At 65.4% G+C, this 20901-nt stretch carries 18 protein-coding genes and 1 riboswitch; of the genes, 9 read left to right on the top strand and 9 right to left on the bottom strand.

What is annotated here, in order from left to right; genetic code table 11:
- Positions 1 to 28: 28 nt before the first annotated feature.
- From ACQP1T_RS23050 to ACQP1T_RS23070, 5 genes are all read left to right on the top strand, one after another.
- The gene (locus ACQP1T_RS23050) at positions 29 to 1633 is read left to right on the top strand and encodes a VWA domain-containing protein (RefSeq protein ID WP_433755107.1); all 1605 of its coding nucleotides are present in this window, start codon (positions 29 to 31) and stop codon (positions 1631 to 1633) included.
- A gap of 186 nt (positions 1634 to 1819) precedes the next feature.
- Complete coding sequence (locus tag ACQP1T_RS23055) at positions 1820 to 1990, top strand: TetR/AcrR family transcriptional regulator C-terminal ligand-binding domain-containing protein (RefSeq protein ID WP_433755108.1); 171 nt, start codon at positions 1820 to 1822, stop codon at positions 1988 to 1990.
- A gap of 48 nt (positions 1991 to 2038) precedes the next feature.
- Positions 2039 to 2719, top strand: coding sequence for a hypothetical protein (locus ACQP1T_RS23060; RefSeq protein WP_433755109.1), 681 nt, complete (start codon positions 2039 to 2041; stop codon positions 2717 to 2719).
- Positions 2720 to 2814: 95 nt separating this feature from the next.
- Positions 2815 to 3165 (top strand): ArsR/SmtB family transcription factor, encoded by a 351-nt coding sequence (locus ACQP1T_RS23065; RefSeq protein WP_433755110.1) that lies wholly within the window; start codon positions 2815 to 2817, stop codon positions 3163 to 3165.
- On the top strand, positions 3162 to 3644 hold the full coding sequence (locus tag ACQP1T_RS23070) for an SRPBCC family protein (RefSeq protein ID WP_433755111.1): 483 nt from the start codon (positions 3162 to 3164) through the stop codon (positions 3642 to 3644). Before ACQP1T_RS23065 ends, ACQP1T_RS23070 begins: the two co-directional genes overlap by 4 nt.
- A 53-nt stretch (positions 3645 to 3697) precedes the next feature.
- Here ACQP1T_RS23070 and gcvP read toward each other — a convergent pair whose 3' ends face one another.
- The 7 genes from gcvP to ACQP1T_RS23105 form a co-directional block, all read right to left on the bottom strand.
- Positions 3698 to 6517: an aminomethyl-transferring glycine dehydrogenase gene (gcvP, locus tag ACQP1T_RS23075; RefSeq protein WP_433755112.1), complete on the bottom strand. Its 2820-nt coding sequence runs from the start codon at positions 6515 to 6517 to the stop codon at positions 3698 to 3700.
- Between the two features lie 187 nt (positions 6518 to 6704).
- Positions 6705 to 6804: riboswitch (glycine riboswitch) on the bottom strand.
- Positions 6805 to 6934: 130 nt separating this feature from the next.
- Positions 6935 to 7534, bottom strand: coding sequence for a MerR family transcriptional regulator (locus ACQP1T_RS23080; protein WP_040689886.1), 600 nt, complete (start codon positions 7532 to 7534; stop codon positions 6935 to 6937).
- 194 nt (positions 7535 to 7728) lie between these two features.
- Positions 7729 to 8202 (bottom strand): bifunctional nuclease family protein, encoded by a 474-nt coding sequence (locus ACQP1T_RS23085; protein ID WP_433755113.1) that lies wholly within the window; start codon positions 8200 to 8202, stop codon positions 7729 to 7731.
- Between the two features lie 168 nt (positions 8203 to 8370).
- On the bottom strand, positions 8371 to 9207 hold the full coding sequence (gene ftsR, locus ACQP1T_RS23090; RefSeq protein WP_433755114.1) for a transcriptional regulator FtsR: 837 nt from the start codon (positions 9205 to 9207) through the stop codon (positions 8371 to 8373).
- 73 nt (positions 9208 to 9280) lie between these two features.
- Positions 9281 to 9766 carry a glycogen accumulation regulator GarA gene (gene garA, locus ACQP1T_RS23095; RefSeq protein ID WP_062985688.1) on the bottom strand — a complete coding sequence of 162 codons (486 nt, stop codon included), beginning with the start codon at positions 9764 to 9766 and terminating at the stop codon, positions 9281 to 9283.
- Between the two features lie 169 nt (positions 9767 to 9935).
- The gene (gcvH, locus tag ACQP1T_RS23100; protein WP_433755115.1) at positions 9936 to 10334 is read right to left on the bottom strand and encodes a glycine cleavage system protein GcvH; all 399 of its coding nucleotides are present in this window, start codon (positions 10332 to 10334) and stop codon (positions 9936 to 9938) included.
- 40 nt (positions 10335 to 10374) lie between these two features.
- Positions 10375 to 10944 (bottom strand): CDP-alcohol phosphatidyltransferase family protein, encoded by a 570-nt coding sequence (locus ACQP1T_RS23105; RefSeq protein ID WP_062985784.1) that lies wholly within the window; start codon positions 10942 to 10944, stop codon positions 10375 to 10377.
- A gap of 270 nt (positions 10945 to 11214) precedes the next feature.
- Between ACQP1T_RS23105 and ACQP1T_RS23110 the strand changes: the two genes are divergently transcribed.
- From ACQP1T_RS23110 to ACQP1T_RS23120, 3 genes are all read left to right on the top strand, one after another.
- On the top strand, positions 11215 to 12909 hold the full coding sequence (locus tag ACQP1T_RS23110; protein WP_433755116.1) for a GMC oxidoreductase: 1695 nt from the start codon (positions 11215 to 11217) through the stop codon (positions 12907 to 12909).
- Between the two features lie 234 nt (positions 12910 to 13143).
- Positions 13144 to 14535 (top strand): DUF2252 domain-containing protein, encoded by a 1392-nt coding sequence (locus ACQP1T_RS23115; protein WP_433755117.1) that lies wholly within the window; start codon positions 13144 to 13146, stop codon positions 14533 to 14535.
- Between the two features lie 90 nt (positions 14536 to 14625).
- On the top strand, positions 14626 to 15528 hold the full coding sequence (locus tag ACQP1T_RS23120; RefSeq protein WP_433755118.1) for a nuclease-related domain-containing protein: 903 nt from the start codon (positions 14626 to 14628) through the stop codon (positions 15526 to 15528).
- On the opposite strand, the gene ACQP1T_RS23125 is transcribed toward ACQP1T_RS23120, so the two are convergent.
- Complete coding sequence (locus ACQP1T_RS23125; RefSeq protein ID WP_433755119.1) at positions 15497 to 17860, bottom strand: LuxR C-terminal-related transcriptional regulator; 2364 nt, start codon at positions 17858 to 17860, stop codon at positions 15497 to 15499. The two genes, ACQP1T_RS23120 and ACQP1T_RS23125, sit on opposite strands and share 32 nt — an antisense overlap.
- A 271-nt stretch (positions 17861 to 18131) precedes the next feature.
- On the opposite strand from ACQP1T_RS23125, the gene ACQP1T_RS23130 reads away from it, so the two are divergent.
- The gene (locus ACQP1T_RS23130) at positions 18132 to 18764 is read left to right on the top strand and encodes a phosphatase PAP2 family protein (protein ID WP_433762324.1); all 633 of its coding nucleotides are present in this window, start codon (positions 18132 to 18134) and stop codon (positions 18762 to 18764) included.
- Positions 18765 to 18769: 5 nt separating this feature from the next.
- Here the strand turns inward: ACQP1T_RS23130 and ACQP1T_RS23135 are convergent, their stop codons facing one another.
- The gene (locus ACQP1T_RS23135; RefSeq protein ID WP_433755120.1) at positions 18770 to 20722 is read right to left on the bottom strand and encodes an acyl-CoA dehydrogenase family protein; all 1953 of its coding nucleotides are present in this window, start codon (positions 20720 to 20722) and stop codon (positions 18770 to 18772) included.
- Between the last annotated feature and the right edge of the window lie 179 nt (positions 20723 to 20901).

Genomic DNA, 20901 nt, shown 5'->3' on the forward strand with positions numbered 1-20901 from the left:
GGGCGTCAGCAAAGGTCCGGTTATCGCAGTGGTTGCCGTTTTGCTGCTCGTCGCGGCGGTCTTCGCGTTTTTTCAACTCAGTGATCGCGCCGCGAACCGGGACAAGTCGGCCGCGGCGGAATGTAAGGAAGGGCCGTCGACGCTGTTCGTGACGGTCGATCCGGATATCGCCGATCCGGTGCGTGCCGCGGCGGAGCACTACAACGCGACCAATCCGAAGGTGCGCGATCACTGCGCGAAAGTAGCGGTGACGGCCCAGCCGTCGGCGGCCATCGTCGCCGGGTTCACCGCGGGCACAGCGTGGAACGGTGCGCTCGGTCCGCAGCCGGGGCTGTGGATCGCCGATTCGATGCGGTCCATCGAATCCATGCGGGTGCCCGGCCTGATCGAGGGCACACCGGCACCGGTCGCGATGACTCCGATCGTGGTCGCCGTTCCGGAGGATCTGCGCGCCGCGCTAGAGCAGGCGAAGATCACCTGGGCGGATGTGCCACGGCTGCAACAGGGTTCGCTGGATGAGCTCGGGCTGTCCGGGTGGGGTGGGTTACGGATGGCGCTGCCCGCCGGGGACTCGACTCTCGCGGCAGCGGCAGCGGTCGGCTCCGCGGTATCGGGGACCGATCCGCTCACCGATCAGGTCGCGCAGTCCGGTCAGGTTGTCGCGGCGATCTCCGGTCTCGCCGCGAAGGCGCCGCAGGCGGCGGACACCACAGCCGCATTGGCCGCGATCGGTGGGGCGAATTCGCCCATTCACGCGGTGGCCGCTACTGAGCAGCAACTGAAAGCTCTCGGTGGTACGTCGGCATTTCGGCCCGCGGGTACCGCCCCGGTCGCGGATCATCCCGCCGCGTTGATGTCCGGAGCATGGGTGGACAAGACCCAGAATCTGATCGCATCGCTGTTCGCCGACTACCTGCGCGCACCGCAGCAGGCCTCGGCCTTCACCGCCGCCGGCTTCGCCGCGGCACCGACGACCGCCGCACCCTCGGCACCGCGGACCGCTCTGGACAAGGTGCGCGCCACACTCGCCAATCCCGTTCTCGGCGTGCAGGCTACGGTGCTGCTCGACGTATCGTCCTCGATGGGGAATAGCGACGGGTCCGTCACCCGGCTCGCGAACGCACTCGGCGCGATCCGCTCCACGATGAATGTGATGCCGCCAGATTTCGGACTCGGGGTATGGACCTTCGGCAAGAACCTCGACGGGACAACGCCGTACAAGATCCAAACCCCCACCGCGCCACTGAACAATCAGCAGCGCACCGCGTTGGATACCGCGCTGGAAGCGGTCAAACCCGCCGAATCGCGCACCGATCAGGCATATCCGTCACTGATCGCCTCCTACCGCTCAGCTGTTCGCGGATACACTGCGGGGCTCACCAATTCGGTCCTGCTCATTACCGACGGCCCGGATGACGACTCGACCATCACCGGAGCCAAACTGCTGACCGAGCTGACCTCCGCGGCCGATCCGGCCCACCCGGTTCGCATCGATGTCATCGTCATCGGCGGCAATGGCACCGAGACCCTCCAAACCGCCGCTCAGCGAACCGGAGGCACATACACGCGGCTGCCGACCTCCGACGACGTCAGCTTCGGAACCGCGATCATGCACGCGCTGACAACACCCTGAGCACTGGTCGCGATCAATTGCCTCGCATAGGCATTGGCTGTCGCGCACAAGATACACGTTGTGCGAGGTAGGGAATGGATGTGCGGCACACCGTTTTCACTCAGCGCTGGCGGGGTCGGGTGTCGGAGCAGAGCCGACGCCGTGCTGGCCGCCGCCTGACGCTGTCCGACGGCACGGGCGCCGCGGGTGATCGCCCGCGGCAATCTTCCCGACATCGTCGATGTCGAGCAGATTGTTCACCTTGCCGTGGCGCCGATCTACTACCGCCCGTTGGTCACTCACGAAGCGCTGACCACGCAAGACACCGTCCGTGCGGCCGATTCCGGACCGGCCGCGGCACGCGTCGGTGCGATCTGAGGGCCGATCGAGGCACAGTGGAGCACCCCGCAATGCAATGATGACCCGGTGACTTCCTGGCTTCCGCTTCTCAGCTCGCTCATCGTCGCCGCCGCGGCGCTCATCGGCGTCCTGATCAACAACCGGACGAACCGCAACGCGATCACCGCGGCCGACGAGCGTAACCGGACCACACTCGATGCCGCACAGCAGAATGTCGAGGCAACCCACGCCGCCGCGCAACGCAACATCGACAACGCCAACGCCGCCGCGGAACGCCGCGAACAGGACAAGTGGCGACGTGACTCGATTCTGACCGCGATCTCCTCGGTACTGCTCGCCGCCGCCGACGTCCGCCAAAGCCTGTGGGACACCCTCGATTGGAAAGCCGAATCCGTCGAGGAGGTGGACAGTTTCGGCAAGGAAGTGCAGCAGAGCATCTCCGCATGCAACGGCTACATCACCCGGCTGCGCGTCCTGTCGAACCCTAAGATCCCGCAGCGCTGCGAAGATCTCCTGCGCACCCTCACCGCGGCCCAGAGCATCACCGTGCAGCGCCTCAAGGTCGAACTCGACCACGAGGCAACCATGGACGACGTCAACGCGATCCGCGCACTGTGGCACAAGGCGATTGCCAATACCGTCCAGGACGAACGCGCCGTCATCGACGCAACGCGGTCGGAACTGGGAATCGAAGCCCTCAGCGAGATCCCGGAAATCGAACCCGAGTCCGTGCCGGACCCTGCTTGACCCCGCTCATGGCGGCTCGGATTCCGACCGCGACCTCCCGGTAGCTACCGGGAGGCAGTAGACGGCAACGTTCTGTAAGCGTAAACTTACGGTTCGTGAAGGCTTACCGACATGCCGCGTTGGATGCCCTGGGGGATCCAACGCGGCGGGCGATCTTTGAGCGGCTCGGGGAAGGGCCGTGTTCGGTTGCGGAACTGGCTGAGGGGTTGCCGGTCAGTCGGCCTGCGGTTTCGCAGCACTTGAAGGTGCTCAAGGCGGCGGGGCTGGTCACCGATGCGGCGGTGGGCACCAGGCGGGTGTATCGGCTGAACCCACCGGGGATCGATGGACTTCGGGAGTACTTCACGCAGTTCTGGTCGACAGCGATGTCGGCCTTTCAGGACGAGGTGAACCGACAAGTCGCGACCGAGCGGGCGGCGGACACCTCCGCGAAGGAGAAGTCATGACACAGCAGTTGAGCGATAAGGAAGTTCGGGTCGAACTCGTCGTCGACACCCCGATCGAGAAGGCGTACGACGTATTCACCAACGGGATCGACAGTTGGTGGCCGCGAGCACATCACATCGGCAAAGGCGAACTCGCACAGGAGGTCATCGAGCCGCGCGAGGGCGGGCGCTGTTTCGGCAGGGAAGCCAATGGCACCGAATGTCCTTGGGGCACTGTGCTCGTCTGGGATCCACCGCGGCATTTCGCGTTCGCCTGGGAGATCAGCCTGGACTGGCAGTACGAAACCGATCCGAACCGTGCCAGCCGCGTCGATGTCACCTTCGCGGCGGTCACCGCCGACCGCACGGCCGTCACCCTGGTGCATTCGGGCTTCGAAAAGCACGGCGAGGGTTGGGAATCCATGCGCGACAGCGTGCAGAGCGAGGGCGGCTGGCCGGATCTGGTCAATACCTACGCCAAAGCGGCTGCCGCACAGTGAAGATGGCTGCCGAGCCGCACCTGCAACGGGGTCGAGGTGCGGCTCGGTAGCCGTCAGTACGCGTCCAGCGGCGGGCAGGAGCAGACGAGGTTGCGGTCACCGTAGGCGCCGTCGATACGCCGCACCGCGGGCCACACCTTGCCCCGCGCCGGATCCAGACCCTGCGGATACACCGCGACCTCCCGGCTGTACGGATGCTCCCACTCCCCGACCAGGCAGGCCGCGGTATGCGGTGCGCCGCGCAGCGGGTTGTCTTGCACCGGCCACACACCCGCGGCGACCTGATCGATCTCGCCACGGATCGCCGTCATCGCGCGGATGAATTCGTCCAACTCGGCGAGGTTTTCGCTCTCGGTGGGCTCGACCATCAGCGTGCCCGCCACCGGGAAGCTCATGGTCGGCGCGTGGAATCCATAGTCCGCCAACCGCTTTGCCACATCATCGACGGTCACACCGGTCCGCTTGGTGATCTCGCGCAGATCCAGAATGCATTCGTGCGCGACCATCGAATTCTCACCGGTGTACAGCACCGGGAAGTGCTCGTTCAACCGGCGCGCGATGTAATTGGCCGAGGCGATCGCGGTCAGCGTGGCCTTGCGCAGACCATCCGCGCCCATCATCCGGATATAGGCCCAGGTGATCGGCAGGATCGATGCCGAACCGTACTTCGCCGCCGACACCGCGTGCGAACCCTGCTCGAGCGGGTCGCCGGGCAGATACGGCGCCAGATGCGAGCGCACCGCCACCGGACCAACGCCCGGCCCACCGCCGCCGTGCGGAATACAGAAGGTCTTGTGCAGATTCAGATGGCTGACATCGCCGCCGAATCGTCCCGGACGGGCCAGGCCGACAAGGGCATTCAGATTCGCACCATCGACATACACCTGACCGCCCGCATCGTGCACCAGCGCGCACAACTCGGCGACCTCGTGCTCGTACACCCCGTGCGTGGACGGGTAGGTGATCATGATGCAGGCCAGCCGGTCGGCATGATCGGCGATCTTGGCGCGCAGATCATCGAGATCCACATCGCCGTTCTCCCGGCACTTCACGACCTCCACGCGCAATCCCGCCATGGTGGCCGAGGCCGCATTGGTACCGTGCGCACTGGATGGAATGAGGCAGGTATCCCGGTGTGTATCACCACGATCCAGGTGGTAACGCCGAATGGCCAGCAGTCCGGCGTACTCACCCTGACTGCCCGCGTTCGGCTGCAGGCTCACCTGGTCGTATCCGGTGATGGCCGAGAGCCAGTCCTCCAGATCGGTGATCACCCGCAGCAGTCCGGTCGCATCCTCGACAGGCGCGTATGGATGTATCCGTGCGAAACCGGGCCAGGTGATGGCCTCCATTTCGGCGGTCGCATTGAGCTTCATGGTGCACGAGCCCAGCGGAATCATGCTGCGATCCAATGCGATGTCCTTATCGGAGAGCCTGCGCAGATAGCGCAGCATCGCGGTTTCGGTGTGGTAGCTGGTGAAGGCCGGATGCGTGAGGAATTCCGAGGTGCGGGTCTCGATCGAACCGCCCGGCACGCTCGGCACATCGCCCGGATCGCTGACGCCCGATGGCAGTCCGGTGCTGAAGGATTCGAGCACCGCGGTGACATGCGCCTCCGTGGTGGCCTCGTCGCAGGCGATGCCGACGTGATCGGCATCCACCAGCCGCAGATTGATCCCACTCGACTTCGCCTTCGCGACAACCGATTCCGCGCCGCCGGGCACGCGCACCAGCAGGGTGTCGAAGAAATTCTCGTGCACCACAACACCATCGAGCCCGGCCGCGATGGCGGCGGCGCGGGCATGAATGCGGCGGGCGATCGCGCGCAGCCCGTCGGCACCGTGGTAACTCGCGTACATCGCGGCGACAATGGCCAGCAGCACCTGTGCGGTACAGATATTCGAGGTCGCCTTCTCCCGGCGAATGTGCTGTTCGCGGGTCTGCAGTGCGAGCCGGTACGCCCTATTGCCGTCGACGTCCACGGACACCCCGACCAACCGCCCTGGCAGCTGCCGCGCATGTTTGGTGTGCACCGACAGATATCCGGCATGCGGACCGCCGAAGCCCATCGGCACACCGAAACGTTGTGTGGTGCCGAAACATACGTCGGCACCCTGCTCGCCCGGCGGCGTAATCAATGTCAGCGCAAGCAGATCCGCGCCCACCGCGACCAATGCGCCACGCTCGTGCGCCGCCTCGATCACCGGCCGCCAGTCCACGATCCGACCCGACGCACCCGGAACCTGAACCAGCACGCCGAAGAACTCGCCCTCGGGCAACTCGCCACCGGATAGGTCCGCCGAGACGATCTCGATGCCCAGCGGCTCGGCCCGGGTGTAGAGCACGGTCTTGGTCTGCGGGAACAGATCGTCATCGATGAGCAGACGTGCGGACTTGGACCTGCCCGCGCGGCGCAGCAGTGTCATCGCCTCGGCAGCGGCGGTGGCCTCATCCAGCATGGACGAATTGGCCACCTCCATCCCGGTGAGATCCGAGACCATGGTCTGGAAGTTGAGCAGCGCCTCGAGCCGCCCCTGGCTGATCTCGGGCTGGTACGGCGTGTAGGCGGTGTACCAGGCCGGATTCTCCAGCAGGCTGCGCACCAGCACCGGCGGGGTGAGCGTGTCGTAGTAGCCGAGCCCGATCATCGAGGTGGCGACGGTATTGGCGTGCGCGAGCTCGGCGAGTTCGGTGAGCACCTCGTGCTCGGTGGCCGCCGGCGGCAGTACCTCCAGGCCGGAGCCGTCCAGAATGCTCGCGGGCAGTGCCGCGGCAGCGAGCTCGTCCAGCGAGCCGACGCCGACGACGTCCAGAATCCGGGTGAGTTCGTCCCGGTCGGGTCCGATATGGCGGTCGGCGAATGATCGAGTCACGGCAGCTCCAAGGTCGGGCGGGGTCGACCGACACGGTCGACGGGTACCAGCCCTCCCCCTCTGTCGTGGAGCCTGAGAGATTCGGACGCCGCGACTCCCTGTCTCGAACGGACAGGGCCCGTGACCCCTTTCCCCATGGGCGGGCGATCGCCGCGTTGTGCGCCAAACACCACTTTCCAGAGACGTCGAAGCCCGTACGGTCCTTTTGCCTGAGAGATTGACGGGGAGGTGCTGCTCCTTCGGCGCCCGAACTCTTGTGAAGTCCGGAACTCTCCCGCACGGCGGCGACGCATCGCCAGTTTATGCCGCGCGCGCAACGAATGATGCCACCGGACCCCGGAACGGCGTGTAGCGCTCATCACTCCGGGACATACGACAAGTGCCCGCCGCGGTAGCGACGAGCACTCGACATGAGGTCTAGCCGGTCTTCCGGTTCATCCGAGCCTTACGCCGGAAGGACAGTTCGTCCTCTGGACGTTCGCTCGCACTGCCGCTGACCGCCCGCTCGGCCGGGAAATTGGCGATGGCTCCGGTCAGTTCCCGCATGGCGCCGCTGACCGCGATTCCGAAGACGCCCTGCCCGCCCTGCAGTAAATCGACTACCTCCTCGGGCGAGGTGCATTCGTACACCGAGGTGCCGTCGGAGAACAGCGTGATACCCGCCAGATCCTGTACGCCGCGGCTGCGCAGGTGATCGACCGCGATGCGGATGTTCTGCAGCGAGATACCAGCGTCCAGTAGTCGCTTCACGATTTTCAGGACCAGAATGTCCTTGAACGAATACAGCCGTTGACTGCCCGACCCCGCCGCGCCTCGAATGGAGGGCACGACCAGTCCGGTCCGCGCCCAATAGTCGAGCTGACGGTAGGTGATCCCGGCCACCTGGCATGCGCTGGGCACACGGTAGCCGACCAAATCGTCGGGCACCGAATCATCCGGGAACAGGCCTGGCTGTACCACATCCTGCGATTGCTCTGCCACTGACCACTCCCTTGCTTCGCCGACGCCTTGCCTCATCGATGACCCGGCTCCGTAACGACCAACGACCGGCCATAACGGACGTGGCCCAACTATCGAGATTACTCCCCCTGATTGTCCCGGGAGCCGCATCATCCGACCAAACGCGACGCGCGGTAAGAGTCTCGACCTCTACTTTAGGGCCAGCGAAAATTTGGGCAGCCGGACCGACTTCGCCAGTCCGCCAGGGCAACTCAGCTATCGGTGGCCTTGAAATCGTCCGGCGAGACCGACTCGAGGAACTCCTTGAACTTCTCCACCTCGTCCTCGCGCTCGTCCGGCATGACAAGCCCCGCCTCCTCGAGCACCGGCTCCTCGGCATAGATCGGGCAACCGACCCGCAAGGCAATCGCTACCGAATCCGAGGGCCGCGCCGAGATCCGCAGATCGTTGTCGAAGACCAGATCCGCGTAGAAGGTGCCCTCCTGCAGATCGACGATCCGCACTTCCTTGAGGGTGTGCCCGAGGTCGGTGATCAAGATCTTGATCAGATCGTGAGTCAGCGGACGGATCGGGGTCACCCCCTCTTGTTCGAGCACGATCGCGGTCGCCTCGGCCTGCCCGATCCAGATCGGCAGATACCTGTCCCCGGATACCTCGCGGAGCAGCAGCACGGGTTGGTTCTGTGGCTGCTCGACACGAATGCCGATTACGCGCATCTCACTCATCGCACTGCCTCCCAATGACTCGCCGGCCGCCCGGCATGACCGCTGCAGAGCTCGCCGTACCCACGAGTCTAAGCGAAGCTCGAGGCGTGCAGCATTCCCTGTGCACAGCCGAAATCGGCGTGTTGTCCGTCTGGAACGCAAAGCGAACTTCCCAGGCACCCGCCGAACTCAGCCGCCGAGCGAGGACCGCACCGACGCTTTCACCAGGCAGGTGTGCAGTGTCAGCGACAATGCCGCCAACTCGCGCACCGTCTCCTCCGCACGGGCCCTGGCACCGGCATCGCGACTCTTGGCGATCGGGGCGGCTATCTGCGCCACCAGTGCGGCCTCGCGATCCGCCGCCAGCTTGAAGGCGCGCAAATGCCGTGCCTCCAGGCCGAATTCGGCCATCGCCCTGGCGGTCTTGGCCAGCGTCACCGCATCTTCGTCGAAGAAACCGGCGACGCCCGGCGTGATCAGATTTGCCCGAATCAGATCGGCGAGGAACTTCTCATCGATCTCGGCCCTGGCGAGCAGATCCGACCGGGTGAGCCGGATTTCGTGATCGAATCGCAGCTCGTCGGGCGAGATTTCACCGGGCACGAGACCGAGTCTGCGCGGCGCCGCGGCACGTGCGGAACTGTGCGCCACGGGTGTGGCGGTGGGCTCGGAGTCGGGCATGGCGTGCCCGGACTCCGGCGCACCGTTACGGCCGGAGTGCGCTCGGGCGCGGGCTTCCCGCACACCGAGCGTCGCCGCACCGCTGTCGATCGCTTCGAGCTGCTCCTTGATCACCTTCAAGGGCAGGTACTGATCACGTTGTGCGGTCAGCACGAATCTGAGCCGCTCGCAGTCCGCGATCGAGAACCTGCGATAACCCGACGGTGTGCGCTCGGGTCGGATCAGCCCCTCGGCCTCGAGGAAACGGATCTTCGAGATGGTGATATCCGGAAAGTCCGGTCGCAGCAGGTCGAGCACGGAGCCGATCGACATGCCTCCGCGAGCCCACTGCGCCGCGCCCGTCATAGCACCGAGTCTTTCATGACACAGCGTTCTTTCCTGTCAACATTCTCGACACGCGAAATCCGTGCCGCTGATGTCACAGGCTGCCCGCACCCGCCGACGAATCGCTCGACTCGACCCGCGGCCCGGTCAGGAACACGAGGCGGAACTTACCGATCTGTACCTCGTCACCGTTCTGCAACTCCGAGGAGTCCACCGGCTCCCGGTTGACGTAGGTGCCGTTGAGGCTGCCGACGTCGACCACCTGGAAGGAATCGTCGTCCTGCCGGAATTCGGCATGCCGACGGCTGACGGTGACGTCATCGAGAAAGATGTCACTGTCGGGATGGCGGCCCGCCGACGTGGTCGGCTGATCGAGCAGGAACCGCGAGCCCGCATTCGGGCCTCGCTTCACGACCAAGAGGGCAGCACCAACCGGCAGACCCTCGACCCCTTGGACCGGCTGTTCGCCGGTCGCCTCAGCGGAGCGCGACGCGTCGACCTCGTTCAGGAAATCCGCGCGGAAGACCGACGTCGTCTCGGCCGCGGTCTCCCCGTAACCCGGGTCTTTGTTCTCGCTCACCGTTTCTCTCCTCCTCGAACCTGATTATCCATGCAAGCAGGTGCTGCCTTCACCGCCACGACCTGGGATCCTGGCGCTAGAACACCGGCTGCCAAGCACCGGCACATCTGTTGGCATTGACCGTACCCTGCTAGGGCGTACCCGTGCAGGTAGAACTGGGAAGGCTGGGTCAGCCCCCGATAACTCCTTGATAACCGGCGGCATCCAGCAGTTCACCGAGCGCGGCATCCACGCTCGTCTCGTCGCTCAATTCGAGCTCGAAGATCCACCCATCGCCGTAGGGATCGGTGTTCAGCGTTTCCGGCGCCGAGTCCAGAACATCGTTCACCGCAACGACTTTCGCAGCGAGCGGGGCGTAGATATCGGACACGCTCTTGGTCGACTCCACCTCGGCGATGCTGTCCGCGGCGGCCACCTCTTTGTCGACCTCCGGCAACTGCACGAACACAACGTCACCGAGTTGAGACTGGGCGTAGTCGGTGATGCCCACCCGAACCCGGGTCGGGCCGATCCGCTGCACCCATTCGTGCTCTTCGGTGTAGCGCAGATCCTCGGGGGTCTGGGTCACAGGCCGTCCTTTCGTCGTCGACTCGACGCAACTCTAATCGCTACTCACCGCGGTGTGGCACAGCCGGTATCGCTCGCGCGACGGCGAAAGCCTTCCAGATGTAGAGCACGCCGGTCCACACATACACCGCCGTGCCCCAGACCAGGAATGCCCCACCGAAGGCACGGCCGAAACCTGCCAGCGCCCAATCCATCTGACCGGCCAGCAACCACGGCAGCGCCGACATCAAACTGAAGGTGGCGGCTTTACCCAGGTAGATGACCTCGGGTGGGTCCAGGTCACGGCGTTTGTACACCGAAAGAGTCAGGGCGAGGACGGCGTCGCGGGCGATCAGGATCACCGCGACCCACCAGGGCAGCAAACCGCGGATCACGAATGCGGCCAGGGTGGTCACCAGGTACAGCCGATCCACGAACGGGTCGAGCAGTGCGCCCAGTCGCGACGACTGGTCGAGCAGGCGGGCCAGTTTGCCGTCCAGGAAGTCGGTGACGCCGCTGAGCACCAGCAGAGCGAATGCCCAGCCGTCGGCGCGCACCACCAGCAGCAACCACAGGAACAGCGGCACACCGGCCAGTCGCAACACGCTCAGGATATTGGGGACGGTGAAGATACGGTCGGCGAAGACGCCGCCCCCGGCCGGATCGCCCGCTTTTCCCGGGTTGTCCGCGCCGGAGCCGGCGCGTTCGCCCGGTTCCGTTTTCCCCGATTCGGTTGTCACAGCCCGTGCATACCGCACCGACCCCGGTTCACGCCATCCGGGCACGCCGTCGCGCGCACTTTCGGGTAGCTACCTGCTGTGCGATACACCGCACCGACCCGGGTGACAGAATGAGTGCGAAACCATCTCACATGGTTGTCGCACGGTTCAGAGAGGGAAACCATGCCAGCATTCGACTACGACGTGGTAGTGATCGGCTCCGGATTCGGCGGCAGCGTCAGTGCGCTGCGCTTGACCGAGAAGGGCTACCGGGTCGGGGTGCTCGAGGCCGGACGGCGCTGGCCCGCCGAGGATATTCCGAAGACGAATTGGAATGTGCGCAAATCGATCTGGGCTCCGCGACTCGGTTTGACCGGACCGCAGCGGATCAGTGTGCTCGGTAAATGCGCGGTCTTCTCCGGCGCGGGTGTCGGCGGTGGTTCGCTGATCTACGGCAACACCCTCTACGAGCCGCTGCCGAACTTCTACACCGATAAGCAGTGGGCCCATATCACCGATTGGAAGGCCGAACTTGCGCCGTATTACGACCAGGCGCAGCGGATGCTCGGCGTGGCCCGGAATCCGCGGATGACGCCCGCCGACGAGGTGATCAAGGAGATCGCCGACGATCTCGGCGTCGGCGATACCTTCCACCCGACCGATGTGGGCGTCTTCTTCAACGAGGCCGATCCGGGCGCCGAGGTCGCGGATCCGTACTTCGGCGGCGCGGGTCCGCATCGGCGCGGCTGTGTGCATTGCGCGCAATGTTTCACCGGCTGCCCGCACAATGCCAAGAACACCACCACGACGAATTACCTGTATCTGGCCGAAAAGGCCGGAGCCGAGGTACATCCGCTGACCACCGCGACCGCGGTTCGGCCGCTGTCCGGCGGTGGGTATGCGGTCGAGACCGAGCGTTCGGATCGCTGGATCCGCAAGCAGCGCAAGACTTTCACCGCCGAACAGGTGGTGTTCGCCGGTGCGGCGCTCGGCACGCAGAAGTTGCTGCACAAGATGCGCGACGAGGCGATACTGCCGAATCTGTCACCGCGCCTTGGTGAACTGACCCGCAGCAATTCCGAGGCCATCCTCAATGTGGTCAGCCGCTCGCGCCGCGATTTCGCCGAGGGCATCGCGATCACCTCCTCGATCCATCCCGAGGCCGATACCCACATCGAGGTCTGCCATTACGGGAAAGGCCAGAACGCGCTGTTCCCGATGTCGGTGCCGATCGTGGACGGCGGCGCTTTCCGATTCCTGCGCTTCCTGCTGGCAATCGTGTTGCACCCGTTGGTATTCCTGCGCAGCCTCAATGCCCGCCATGCCTCGGAGAAGTCGGTGATTCTGCTGGTGATGCAGTCGCTGGACAATTCGCTGACTTCCTACCGCAAGCGCGGGCAGTTGAAGACCAAACAGGGCACCGGCGAACCGAATCCGACCTGGATTCCGCTGGCGCACGATATCGGCCGCCGGTTCGGCGCCAAGGTGAACGGCGATACGCACGGCCTGATCATGGACGTGCTGAACATCCCGGCCACCGCGCATTACATCGGCGGTTGTGTGATCGGCGAGGGTCCACAGGCCGGTGTGGTCGATCCGTACCAGCGGGTATTCGGACATCCTGGATTGCATGTCGCGGACGGTTCGGCGGTGACGGCGAACCTCGGTGTCAATCCGTCGCTGACGATCACCGCGCAGGCCGAGCGCGCAATGGCCTTCTGGCCCAACAAGAACGAGGCCGATCCGCGCCCGGAACTGGGTTCGGCGTATCAGCGGATCTCTCCCGTCGCCCCGAAGCATCCAACGGTGCCCGCCTCCGCCCCCGGTGCGCTGCGACTGCCGATCACACCGGTCGATCCCGCAGTGCCAGCTACCTGACCGATCTGGATAGGTGCAGGAGCACCGGTACCGACCTCCGCGACCACAACGGAGCGAGTCTTACGAGCGACGTTCGCGGCCCGTCTCGCGGCCGAGTCGTCGAAGCGCATGCGCCGCAGGCGCGAGTCTCGACGGCACCGCTAGCGACTGCTTGCAGGTCGCTCGAAATGGTCGGCCGCGAGACACCAGGGGGCCGCGAACACGCCGCGCCGCAGACGCGGCAAAATAAACACAGTGTTGGACAGTGGTATCGATCTTCGCTCGTATGTTCCTGCCGAGGACGTCCGCGCCCGCGGGCGGGCGCTGCGTCAGCGGGTTCCGGTCAGTGCCCGGGATCGAGCGGTGACCTGGTCGACGCGACCGGAGGTACTCGACTTCATTGCCGCGAGTAATGCCGATCGGCTGCCGCATCTGATACCGCTGCGGATCGGTCGGATGCTCGCCTCGCCGTTCACCTTCTATCGCGGTGCGGCCGGGCTGATGGCCGCCGATCTCTCGGGCAGTCCGGACACCGGGGTACCCGCGCAGATCTGCGGTGACGCGCATGCCGCGAATTTCGGTCTGTACGGCACGCCACGCGGCGAAATCGTCATGGACATCAATGATTTCGACGAAACGATCGTCGGCCCGTGGGAGTGGGATCTGGAGCGCCTCGCGGCCAGTCTGGTGCTGGCGGGCCGCGAAGGCGGTGCGGCAGAGGACGATTGCCTGCGGGCCGCGCGGGATGCGGCCCGGTCCTACCGCCTCGCCATCGATCATCTGGCCGAGCAACCGTTCATGGAATCGTGGAGCGCGCTGCCGGACGAATCGATCATCAGTAGGGCCAGGGCCGATGATCTGCTCGACGACTTCAAGAAGGCCGCCAAGAAGGCGCGCAAGAACACCAGCGCGAAGGTGGTCGAAAAGTGGACCGAACATCTCGAGGACCACGAAACCGGAATCAGCAAGCACCGATTCGTCAGTGACCCACCGATTCTCACGCCGGTCGACCCAGAGGTCGCCGAGGAGATCATCGACGGGCTGGAGCGCTACGGCGATACCCTGCGCGAGTCCCGACGCAATCTACTGGCCCGATTCGCGGTGTCCGACACCGCCTTCCGCATTGTCGGCACCGGAAGCGTCGGGCTGCACAGCTATGTGGCACTGCTGCACGGCAATGATGGCGAGGCGCTGGTGCTGCAGTTGAAACAGGCCAACCCTTCGGCCCTGGCACCATTCCTGCCCGCGCCGCCGACAGTGCACGAGGGGGAACGAATCGTGCAGGGCGCCAGACTGGTTCAGTCCGAGACCGATATTCTGCTCGGCTGGACCACACTGCGCTTGCCGACCGGCGAACTGCCGTTCACGGTGCGCCAGTTCCGCAATATGAAGGGCAGTATCGATCCGGCGGAGCTGTCTTCGGACGACCTCGACGATTACGGCAGGCTGGCCGGTGCGCTGCTGGCCCGCGCACATTCGCGTTCCCTCGATCCGCGCCTGCTCGCCGGGTATTTCGACGGTGACGAGGCGTTCGAGGATGCCCTCGCGCGGTTCGCGGTTCGCTACGCCGATCGGACCGAGGCCGACCACGCCGAATTGGTCGATGCGGTGCGGGCTGGAAAGATCGACGCCGAACAACCGCAGTGACACGCCGCGTCTGGTCGTAGGCGCGGCGAAGCGGGCCGTGTTGTCCGTATCCTTGCCACCATCGAGTGATGACGTGAAGGGCGGTCGCGAATGCTCGTGCGAGTACAGAACCCGGCAGGCACCAATGCCGAGCGGGCGCTGATCGACTGGCTGCGCACCTGGAAGGATCCGGCCAGCCCGCACGGCGTCGCCACGGTGAATTGCAGTCTGTTCCACAACGATCGGCTGCATCAGTTCGACGCCGTGGTCTGGACCCCGACCAGTTGTGTGGTGATCGAGGCCGAGGCACTGGTCGCGCGGCAGGACGGCGTGCTGGAGGTGCCGCTCAGCGGTCCGTGGACGATCTCCGGCGAGCCGGTCGCCACGGAGGGTCGCGATCGCCGCACCCCACTGGACAAATCGCGCGAACACACACTCGCACTGCAGAATTGGCTGGCCGCACGCGGTCTCGGTCAGCGCGCGGTGCACGGTGTCGCGCTGGTCGTGCCGCTGCGCGGCGCCGAGTTGTCGGTCAAACAGGAGTGGAGCGATCCGAGTTTCGATGTGATCCTCGGCACCGATCCGGAACGACTGCGGCACTATTTCGAGACGTTGGCCGAATCGGAGAAGAATATCCATCTGTGGACGGCCAACGATGTCGCGGTGGCCTTCCGCAGCCTGGGCATCCTGCCCTATCTACCCGCCCCGCAGGATCTGATCAACGAGGGCTTCCTCGGCCCGATCGACATCACGCTGTGGCACGGCGGCCCGAACCAGGCGCAGGCGGAGGCCTATGCCGAGGAGTTGGCGCAGGCCGAAAGGGATGCCAACGCACCGGCCATGGTCATCGAGGCGCCCTGGTACAGCCCGTGGAAGCTGTATCCGCGGGAGGCTGGCGATATGGATCTCGGCCGGGCGTTCATGCGGATCACCCTGGCGGCGGGCATGCTCATCGCCTTCGCATGGGTGATCTGGTTCGTGATCACCGCGGTATTGACCTACGGGCCGGGCTGACGGCATGCGTCGGCTGCTCAGGGCTGTTGGGTCCGCGCTCGACCACGAGTGCGACATGTAGTCGCGACGGACAGTCCAGTTTGAGCATCACCTGACGGACATGGTTGACCACGGTCCACTCCGAGATCCGCAGCTGCGTCGCGATCATCCGGTTCGTCATGCCGGTCGCGACCAGTTCCGCGATTTCGCGCTGCCGGTTGGTGAGTGCGTCCAGCGGCGATTCGACGGGCATGGTCAGGGTGGGCGCGGTACGCGCGTAGGCCACCGCATCCGCCAGACTCATTCCGGCCCCGGATTGTGTTGCCTCCCGAAATCCGGTCTCGCCCAGTGCATTCCGATATTCTTTCCGGCGCTGATCGCGGTCCGATTGCGGAATACCATGTGCCGCACGCAGATGCCGGGCGGCGACGGTGAGCGTCGCGGCCTCGGTATCGCAGACACCCGCACTGTCGTAAGCCCGTGCGCAGCCCTCCAATGCGATGATCGCGCACAGCACATGCGATGCCAGCTCGTCGTGTTCGAGTACCTCGCGATACAACTCCTGGGCCCGCGCCGCGGTGTCTGCGCCGAGCTGGGTGCGCGCGAGCATGAGCAGTCCGTCGAGTTGGATCGGAGTATCGCACTGTCGCAATCGATCTCGCAGTTGCGACCATGTCGTATCGTCGAGCCGCGGTGGATTCGGGATGTCCAGCAGTGCGGCACCGATATCGAGCCAGCGGGACCACGGCATGGGCAGGTCGGCCGACCGCGCGGTCGCCAGTGCGCGCCCCGCGGCATCGTGATCGCCACAACCACGCAATGCCACCGCGAGCAGTACCGCGCATCGACCGGCACCGACGATATTGTCGAAACGCTCATATGCGGCAACGGCATTGGTGAGAATGCCGACCGCGCGCACCGTTCGTCCCGAGCACAGGGCGAGGTGGCCGAGCAGTTCCAGACATCGCGGCGCCGTCTCGCCGGGTGAGCCGAGTCCCCGGTCCCCCGATGCGAGCGCATCGGCGAGCACCGTCTCGAGTTCGATCAGATATCCGTGCTGGATCCACGCGCAGTGCAGTGCTGCGGCGGCGCGGATGGCGCGTTCGCCTTCGCCGGTGGCGATCAGCTGGCGCAGCACGGCGAGCACATCGCGCAGGTGGGTGCCCGCGAGCGCCAAGGCGTCGGCGCGGTGTTCAGGCCGATGCATGCGAGCGCCGAGCACCTCGGCGAGTTCGCAGATCCGATCGACGTGCTCGCGCCGAATCCCTTCGGCGCGTTGGACATCCACGCGCAATGCGGTGCGGCAGTATGCGCGGACCGTACTGACGAACCGGTAGCCGATACCGCCGCTTTCCAGCACCGCGTGGTGCAGCAGACTGCGATCGACGAGTTCGGCGAGTGCCGCACCGATCCGTTCCTGATCGCCGGCGCCGAGTAGACACGCGATCTCCGCATCGATCGTCGACTCGCACAGCGACAGTCGCAACAGTAGATCCAGCGCCGCGCCATCGAGATCGACCAAACCCCATGCGACGGCGGCGTGCATGGTCCGATGCCGCGCGGGCGGATCGACGAAGGTCGACTCGGGCAGATCGACGCCCGCGGCGATGCGCTGCAGTGTGCCGACGGGTCCGAGCCGAGAAATGCTGGTGGCGGCCAGTTCCAATGCCAATGGAACGCCGTCGAGCGCCCGAACGATCTCGTCGAGCACCAGGCGGTCGGCCACTGCGGCGGCCGCGCGGTAATGACTATCGATACTGGCGAGCAGCAGTTGCGCGCCGGGCGAGGAGGCCGGGTAGTACTCGCCGTTGCCGTCACCGGTCGACAGCGGCGCGATGCACAGCACGCATTCGCGGTACAGGTGCAGCGGCACCCGGCTCGTCGTAACGCACACCAGGTGCGGACAGCGTCCGAGCAGCCATGCGACATCTGTCGAAAGTTCGGCGGCAACGTGATCGCAGTTGTCCAGCAAGAGAATCGCCCTGCAGGTGCCGATCCTGGCCGCCAGGATCGTGAGTGCGGTCCGCGCATCGGTGCGCGGACGTTCGACGGTTCCGAGCGGGCGTTGTCCCGACGCGTCCAGCACCGCATGCCACGCGCCCGCGCGATCCACGACCTCGCCGAGATCCGCGACCGCGTCCAGGCAGGTCCGGAAAGGGCCGTCGGCCAACACTTCTCGGGCAAGCCTGCTCTTGCCCACACCAGCGGTGCCGGTGAGAGTGAGCAGACGAACCTGCGGATCTGTCAGCAGTCGTGCGATCTCGGCGCGCTCGGCATCCCGGCCGATAAGGCTCGGTAGTCGGTAGTTTCCCGACGGCGGACGCGGTGGCCGCGCCGATCTGTGATCAACCATGGTGGCCCCCTCACGGTCCAGGTTGTCGCAGATCTCACATTATCGGACGACTTCGACTGACACCGTATGAAATTGACGGGTGCACTCCCGCTGTCGGGTCTGAAGAAACTGCTCATCGGCGCGGCGGTGCAGTGGACGATGGCCGCTGAGGTCGCCGGATCGGGCCGAGGCGCTGCTCGAATCCAGCGGATCGTGATTCGATCCGGCGGCGGAGCTTGCGCCCGCGACCGGTCGTGTCTGTCCGCACGTGCCCTATCGTCGTGCGGTGATCATGAAACAGGATGGGTGGCTCGGCTGGGTACGGGCGAACCTCGTCGCGCTGTGCGCGGTCCTGGTCGGCGTCGCTGTCGCGGCCACGCTGCCGCTGACCTTTCCCGGCGACAGCGGTGCCACCGATCTGGATCGCGCGCTCGCCCAGCCGATCCACTCGGCGCTGGACGACCATCCCGGCGGCTACCAGGCGCTGGTGATTTCGAGCAACGGCTACATCCTGATCCCGCTCTTGCTCGCGGCCGCCGCCTGGTTCGGCCATCGCAAGCAGTGGCGACGGGCCGTGGCGATGGTGGTGATTCCCGAGGTCGTGGTCGGGCTCAACAGCTGGGTGCTCAAACCGCTGTGGGATCGACCGCTGCACGACTATCTCGCGTATCCGAGCGGACATACTGTGCATCTGGTCGCGATCGCCACCGCGTTCGTCGTGCTGACCGAATCGACGCGGGCGCGTGTCGTCACCATCGTGAGCGCCACCGTCGCACTGGTCTGCGCCGCGGTCGGCATGATCGGCCTCGGCTATCACCTGCCGACCGATATTCTCGGCGGCGCGGCGGTGGCGATCGCGCTGGTCGTGGTGTGCTGGATGCTCACCGCGCCATTTCTCGCGGAGCAGACGCGCGTCGACTCCTAGATCCGCTACACCGTCGTACGACTGCCGACGCGATCGAACACGCTCGCATCATCCAGCAGCGCCGCACGCAGCATGCTCTCCGGCACCCCCATGCCCTCGACCAATGTCAGCGCATCCGGTCGCAGCCGGTCGACCAGTTCATTGACACCGCGACGCACGGCCTTCGCCCGTTCGACCGACATGAACCGGTGCATGATGAACCACGCCTGGTTCTCCTCGAGCATCGAGTAGACGTACAGATCGCAGACGGTCTCGGCGAGTTCGCGCGCCGCCGGATCCGCGATTCCGGCAATACCTTCGATGAACGCCTCGAGGATCAGTCGGTCGATATGCGCGGCGCCCGCGGCGAGAATATGGTCCTGCGCATTGTTGAACGCCTCGAACGGTGCGGTGTCCTTCGCGCGGGCACGCAGCCGGTATCCGGCGGTGCGCACCAGATAGTCCTCGCGGTCGGCGAACAGCTGCAGCTGCACCGAACGGCGGGACAGGTCGCCGTCGTCGACCGTGTCGTCACCGCGGTCGCGCAACGTCTGAATCAGTTGGCGCACACCGGAACGCTTGCGCACCACATCACCGGCCATGGTGGCGGCGAAGCGCACCCAGCCCAGCGCATCCAGATCACGGATCTCATCGGAGTAGGCGGTGAGCAGTTCCTTGGCCACCAGCTGGGTGAGCACGACATTGTCGCCCTCGAAGGTGGTGAACACATCGGTATCGGCCTTGAGCGTGACCAAGCGGTTCTCGGTGAGATAGCCTGCGCCGCCGCAGGCTTCGCGACATTCCTGGATGGCGCGGGTGGCGAACCGGGTCTGGGCGACCTTGAGTCCGGCGGCCCGCTTCTCCAGGGCGCGCTGCGCGCCGGGATCGAGATCCTGACCGGTCTGCACCAGATGCATGCGCCGGACCAGGTCGTTCTGCGCGAAGGCAAGCGCATACGACCGGGCGATCAACGGCAGCAGCCGTCGCTGATGGCTGCGGTAGTCCAGCAGCAAGGTCTCCTGGCCGCTGTCCGGATCCGAGAATTGGCGGCGCTTCAGTGCATACCGCGTGGCAATACTCAATGCGACCCGAGCACCCGCCGCGGCCGCACCCCCGACGCTGACCCGCCCGCGCACCAAAGTGCCCAGGGTGGTGAAGAATCGACGGCTCGGATTCTCGATATCGGAACGGTAGGTACCGTCGGGCGCGACATCGGCGTACCGGTTGAGCAGGTTCTCCCGGGGAATGCGGACCTGATCGAAGACGATGCGGCCGTTGTCGACGCCGAGCAGACCGCCCTTGAGGCCGTCGTCGTAGGTGGTCACACCCGGCAGGTCGGCGCCGTGTTCATCCCGGATCGGCACCAGGAAGCAGTGCACGCCCTGACTGGTCCCCTCGATGATCAACTGCGCGAAAACCGCTGCCATCCTGGCATGTTCGGCCGCGCCGCCGATGTAGTCCTTGCGTGCCGACGGTGTCGGCGAATGGACGACGAACTCCTGGGTCTGCGGATCGTAGGTCGCGGTGGTCTCCAGATTCGCGACATCGCTGCCGTGTCCGGATTCGGTCATCGCGAAACAGCCGAGCAGATCCAGTGATATCAGCCGCTTGACCACATCGCGATGCCGCTCGGTCCCGAGGTTCTCCACCGCCCCGCCGAACAAACCCCACTGCACACCCGATTTCACCCACAGCGACAGGTCGGCATAGGCCAACATTTCCAGCCCGACCACCGCCTCCCCCGGCTCCCCGGTGCCCCCGTTCTCGCGGCGGAAACCGCGCTCCGCGTAGCCCATCGAGGCGATCGTTCGCATCTGCTCGAGTACCCGTGCCCGCGCCGCGCGGTAGTCCAGAGACGGATCGCCGGTGAACTGATCCCCGGCCAGTTGCACCCTGGCCTCGGCGCGTACCGCGCGCCATGGACCGTCGAGTGCGTCGCGGAGGTGGTCCGATGTCGAGACGTTCTCGGTGTCAGGCATACCCCGACAGTAGCGTTTCGAGTGTGCCTGGCGGGCCGTTCGTACCGGCCGAATGCTCCGAACATCGACCGTCGCCGGAGCTTTGACCAGCGGATTCAGTACGAAGAATTATCGTGACACGACATCTTCGTGCAGCTCTTGCTTTACCGTTGAACACGTGTTTAATATACTAAACATGT

Source organism: Nocardia sp. CA-135398, from assembly GCF_050955845.1.
Lineage (GTDB): Bacteria > Actinomycetota > Actinomycetes > Mycobacteriales > Mycobacteriaceae > Nocardia.

What these genes read in the sequence shown, in the direction of transcription:
- ACQP1T_RS23110 (WP_433755116.1), top strand. Translation starts at nt 11,215, where the DNA reads ATGCCAGCATTCGACTACGACGTGGTAGTGATCGGCTCCGGATTCGGC.
- ACQP1T_RS23135 (WP_433755120.1), bottom strand. Translation starts at nt 20,722, where the DNA reads ATGCCTGACACCGAGAACGTCTCGACATCGGACCACCTCCGCGACGCA.
- ACQP1T_RS23130 (WP_433762324.1), top strand. Translation starts at nt 18,132, where the DNA reads ATGAAACAGGATGGGTGGCTCGGCTGGGTACGGGCGAACCTCGTCGCG.
- ACQP1T_RS23080 (WP_040689886.1), bottom strand. Translation starts at nt 7,534, where the DNA reads ATGAGGCAAGGCGTCGGCGAAGCAAGGGAGTGGTCAGTGGCAGAGCAA.
- ACQP1T_RS23125 (WP_433755119.1), bottom strand. Translation starts at nt 17,860, where the DNA reads ATGGTTGATCACAGATCGGCGCGGCCACCGCGTCCGCCGTCGGGAAAC.
- ftsR (WP_433755114.1), bottom strand. Translation starts at nt 9,207, where the DNA reads ATGACGGGCGCGGCGCAGTGGGCTCGCGGAGGCATGTCGATCGGCTCC.
- ACQP1T_RS23120 (WP_433755118.1), top strand. Translation starts at nt 14,626, where the DNA reads ATGCTCGTGCGAGTACAGAACCCGGCAGGCACCAATGCCGAGCGGGCG.
- ACQP1T_RS23070 (WP_433755111.1), top strand. Translation starts at nt 3,162, where the DNA reads ATGACACAGCAGTTGAGCGATAAGGAAGTTCGGGTCGAACTCGTCGTC.
- ACQP1T_RS23085 (WP_433755113.1), bottom strand. Translation starts at nt 8,202, where the DNA reads ATGAGTGAGATGCGCGTAATCGGCATTCGTGTCGAGCAGCCACAGAAC.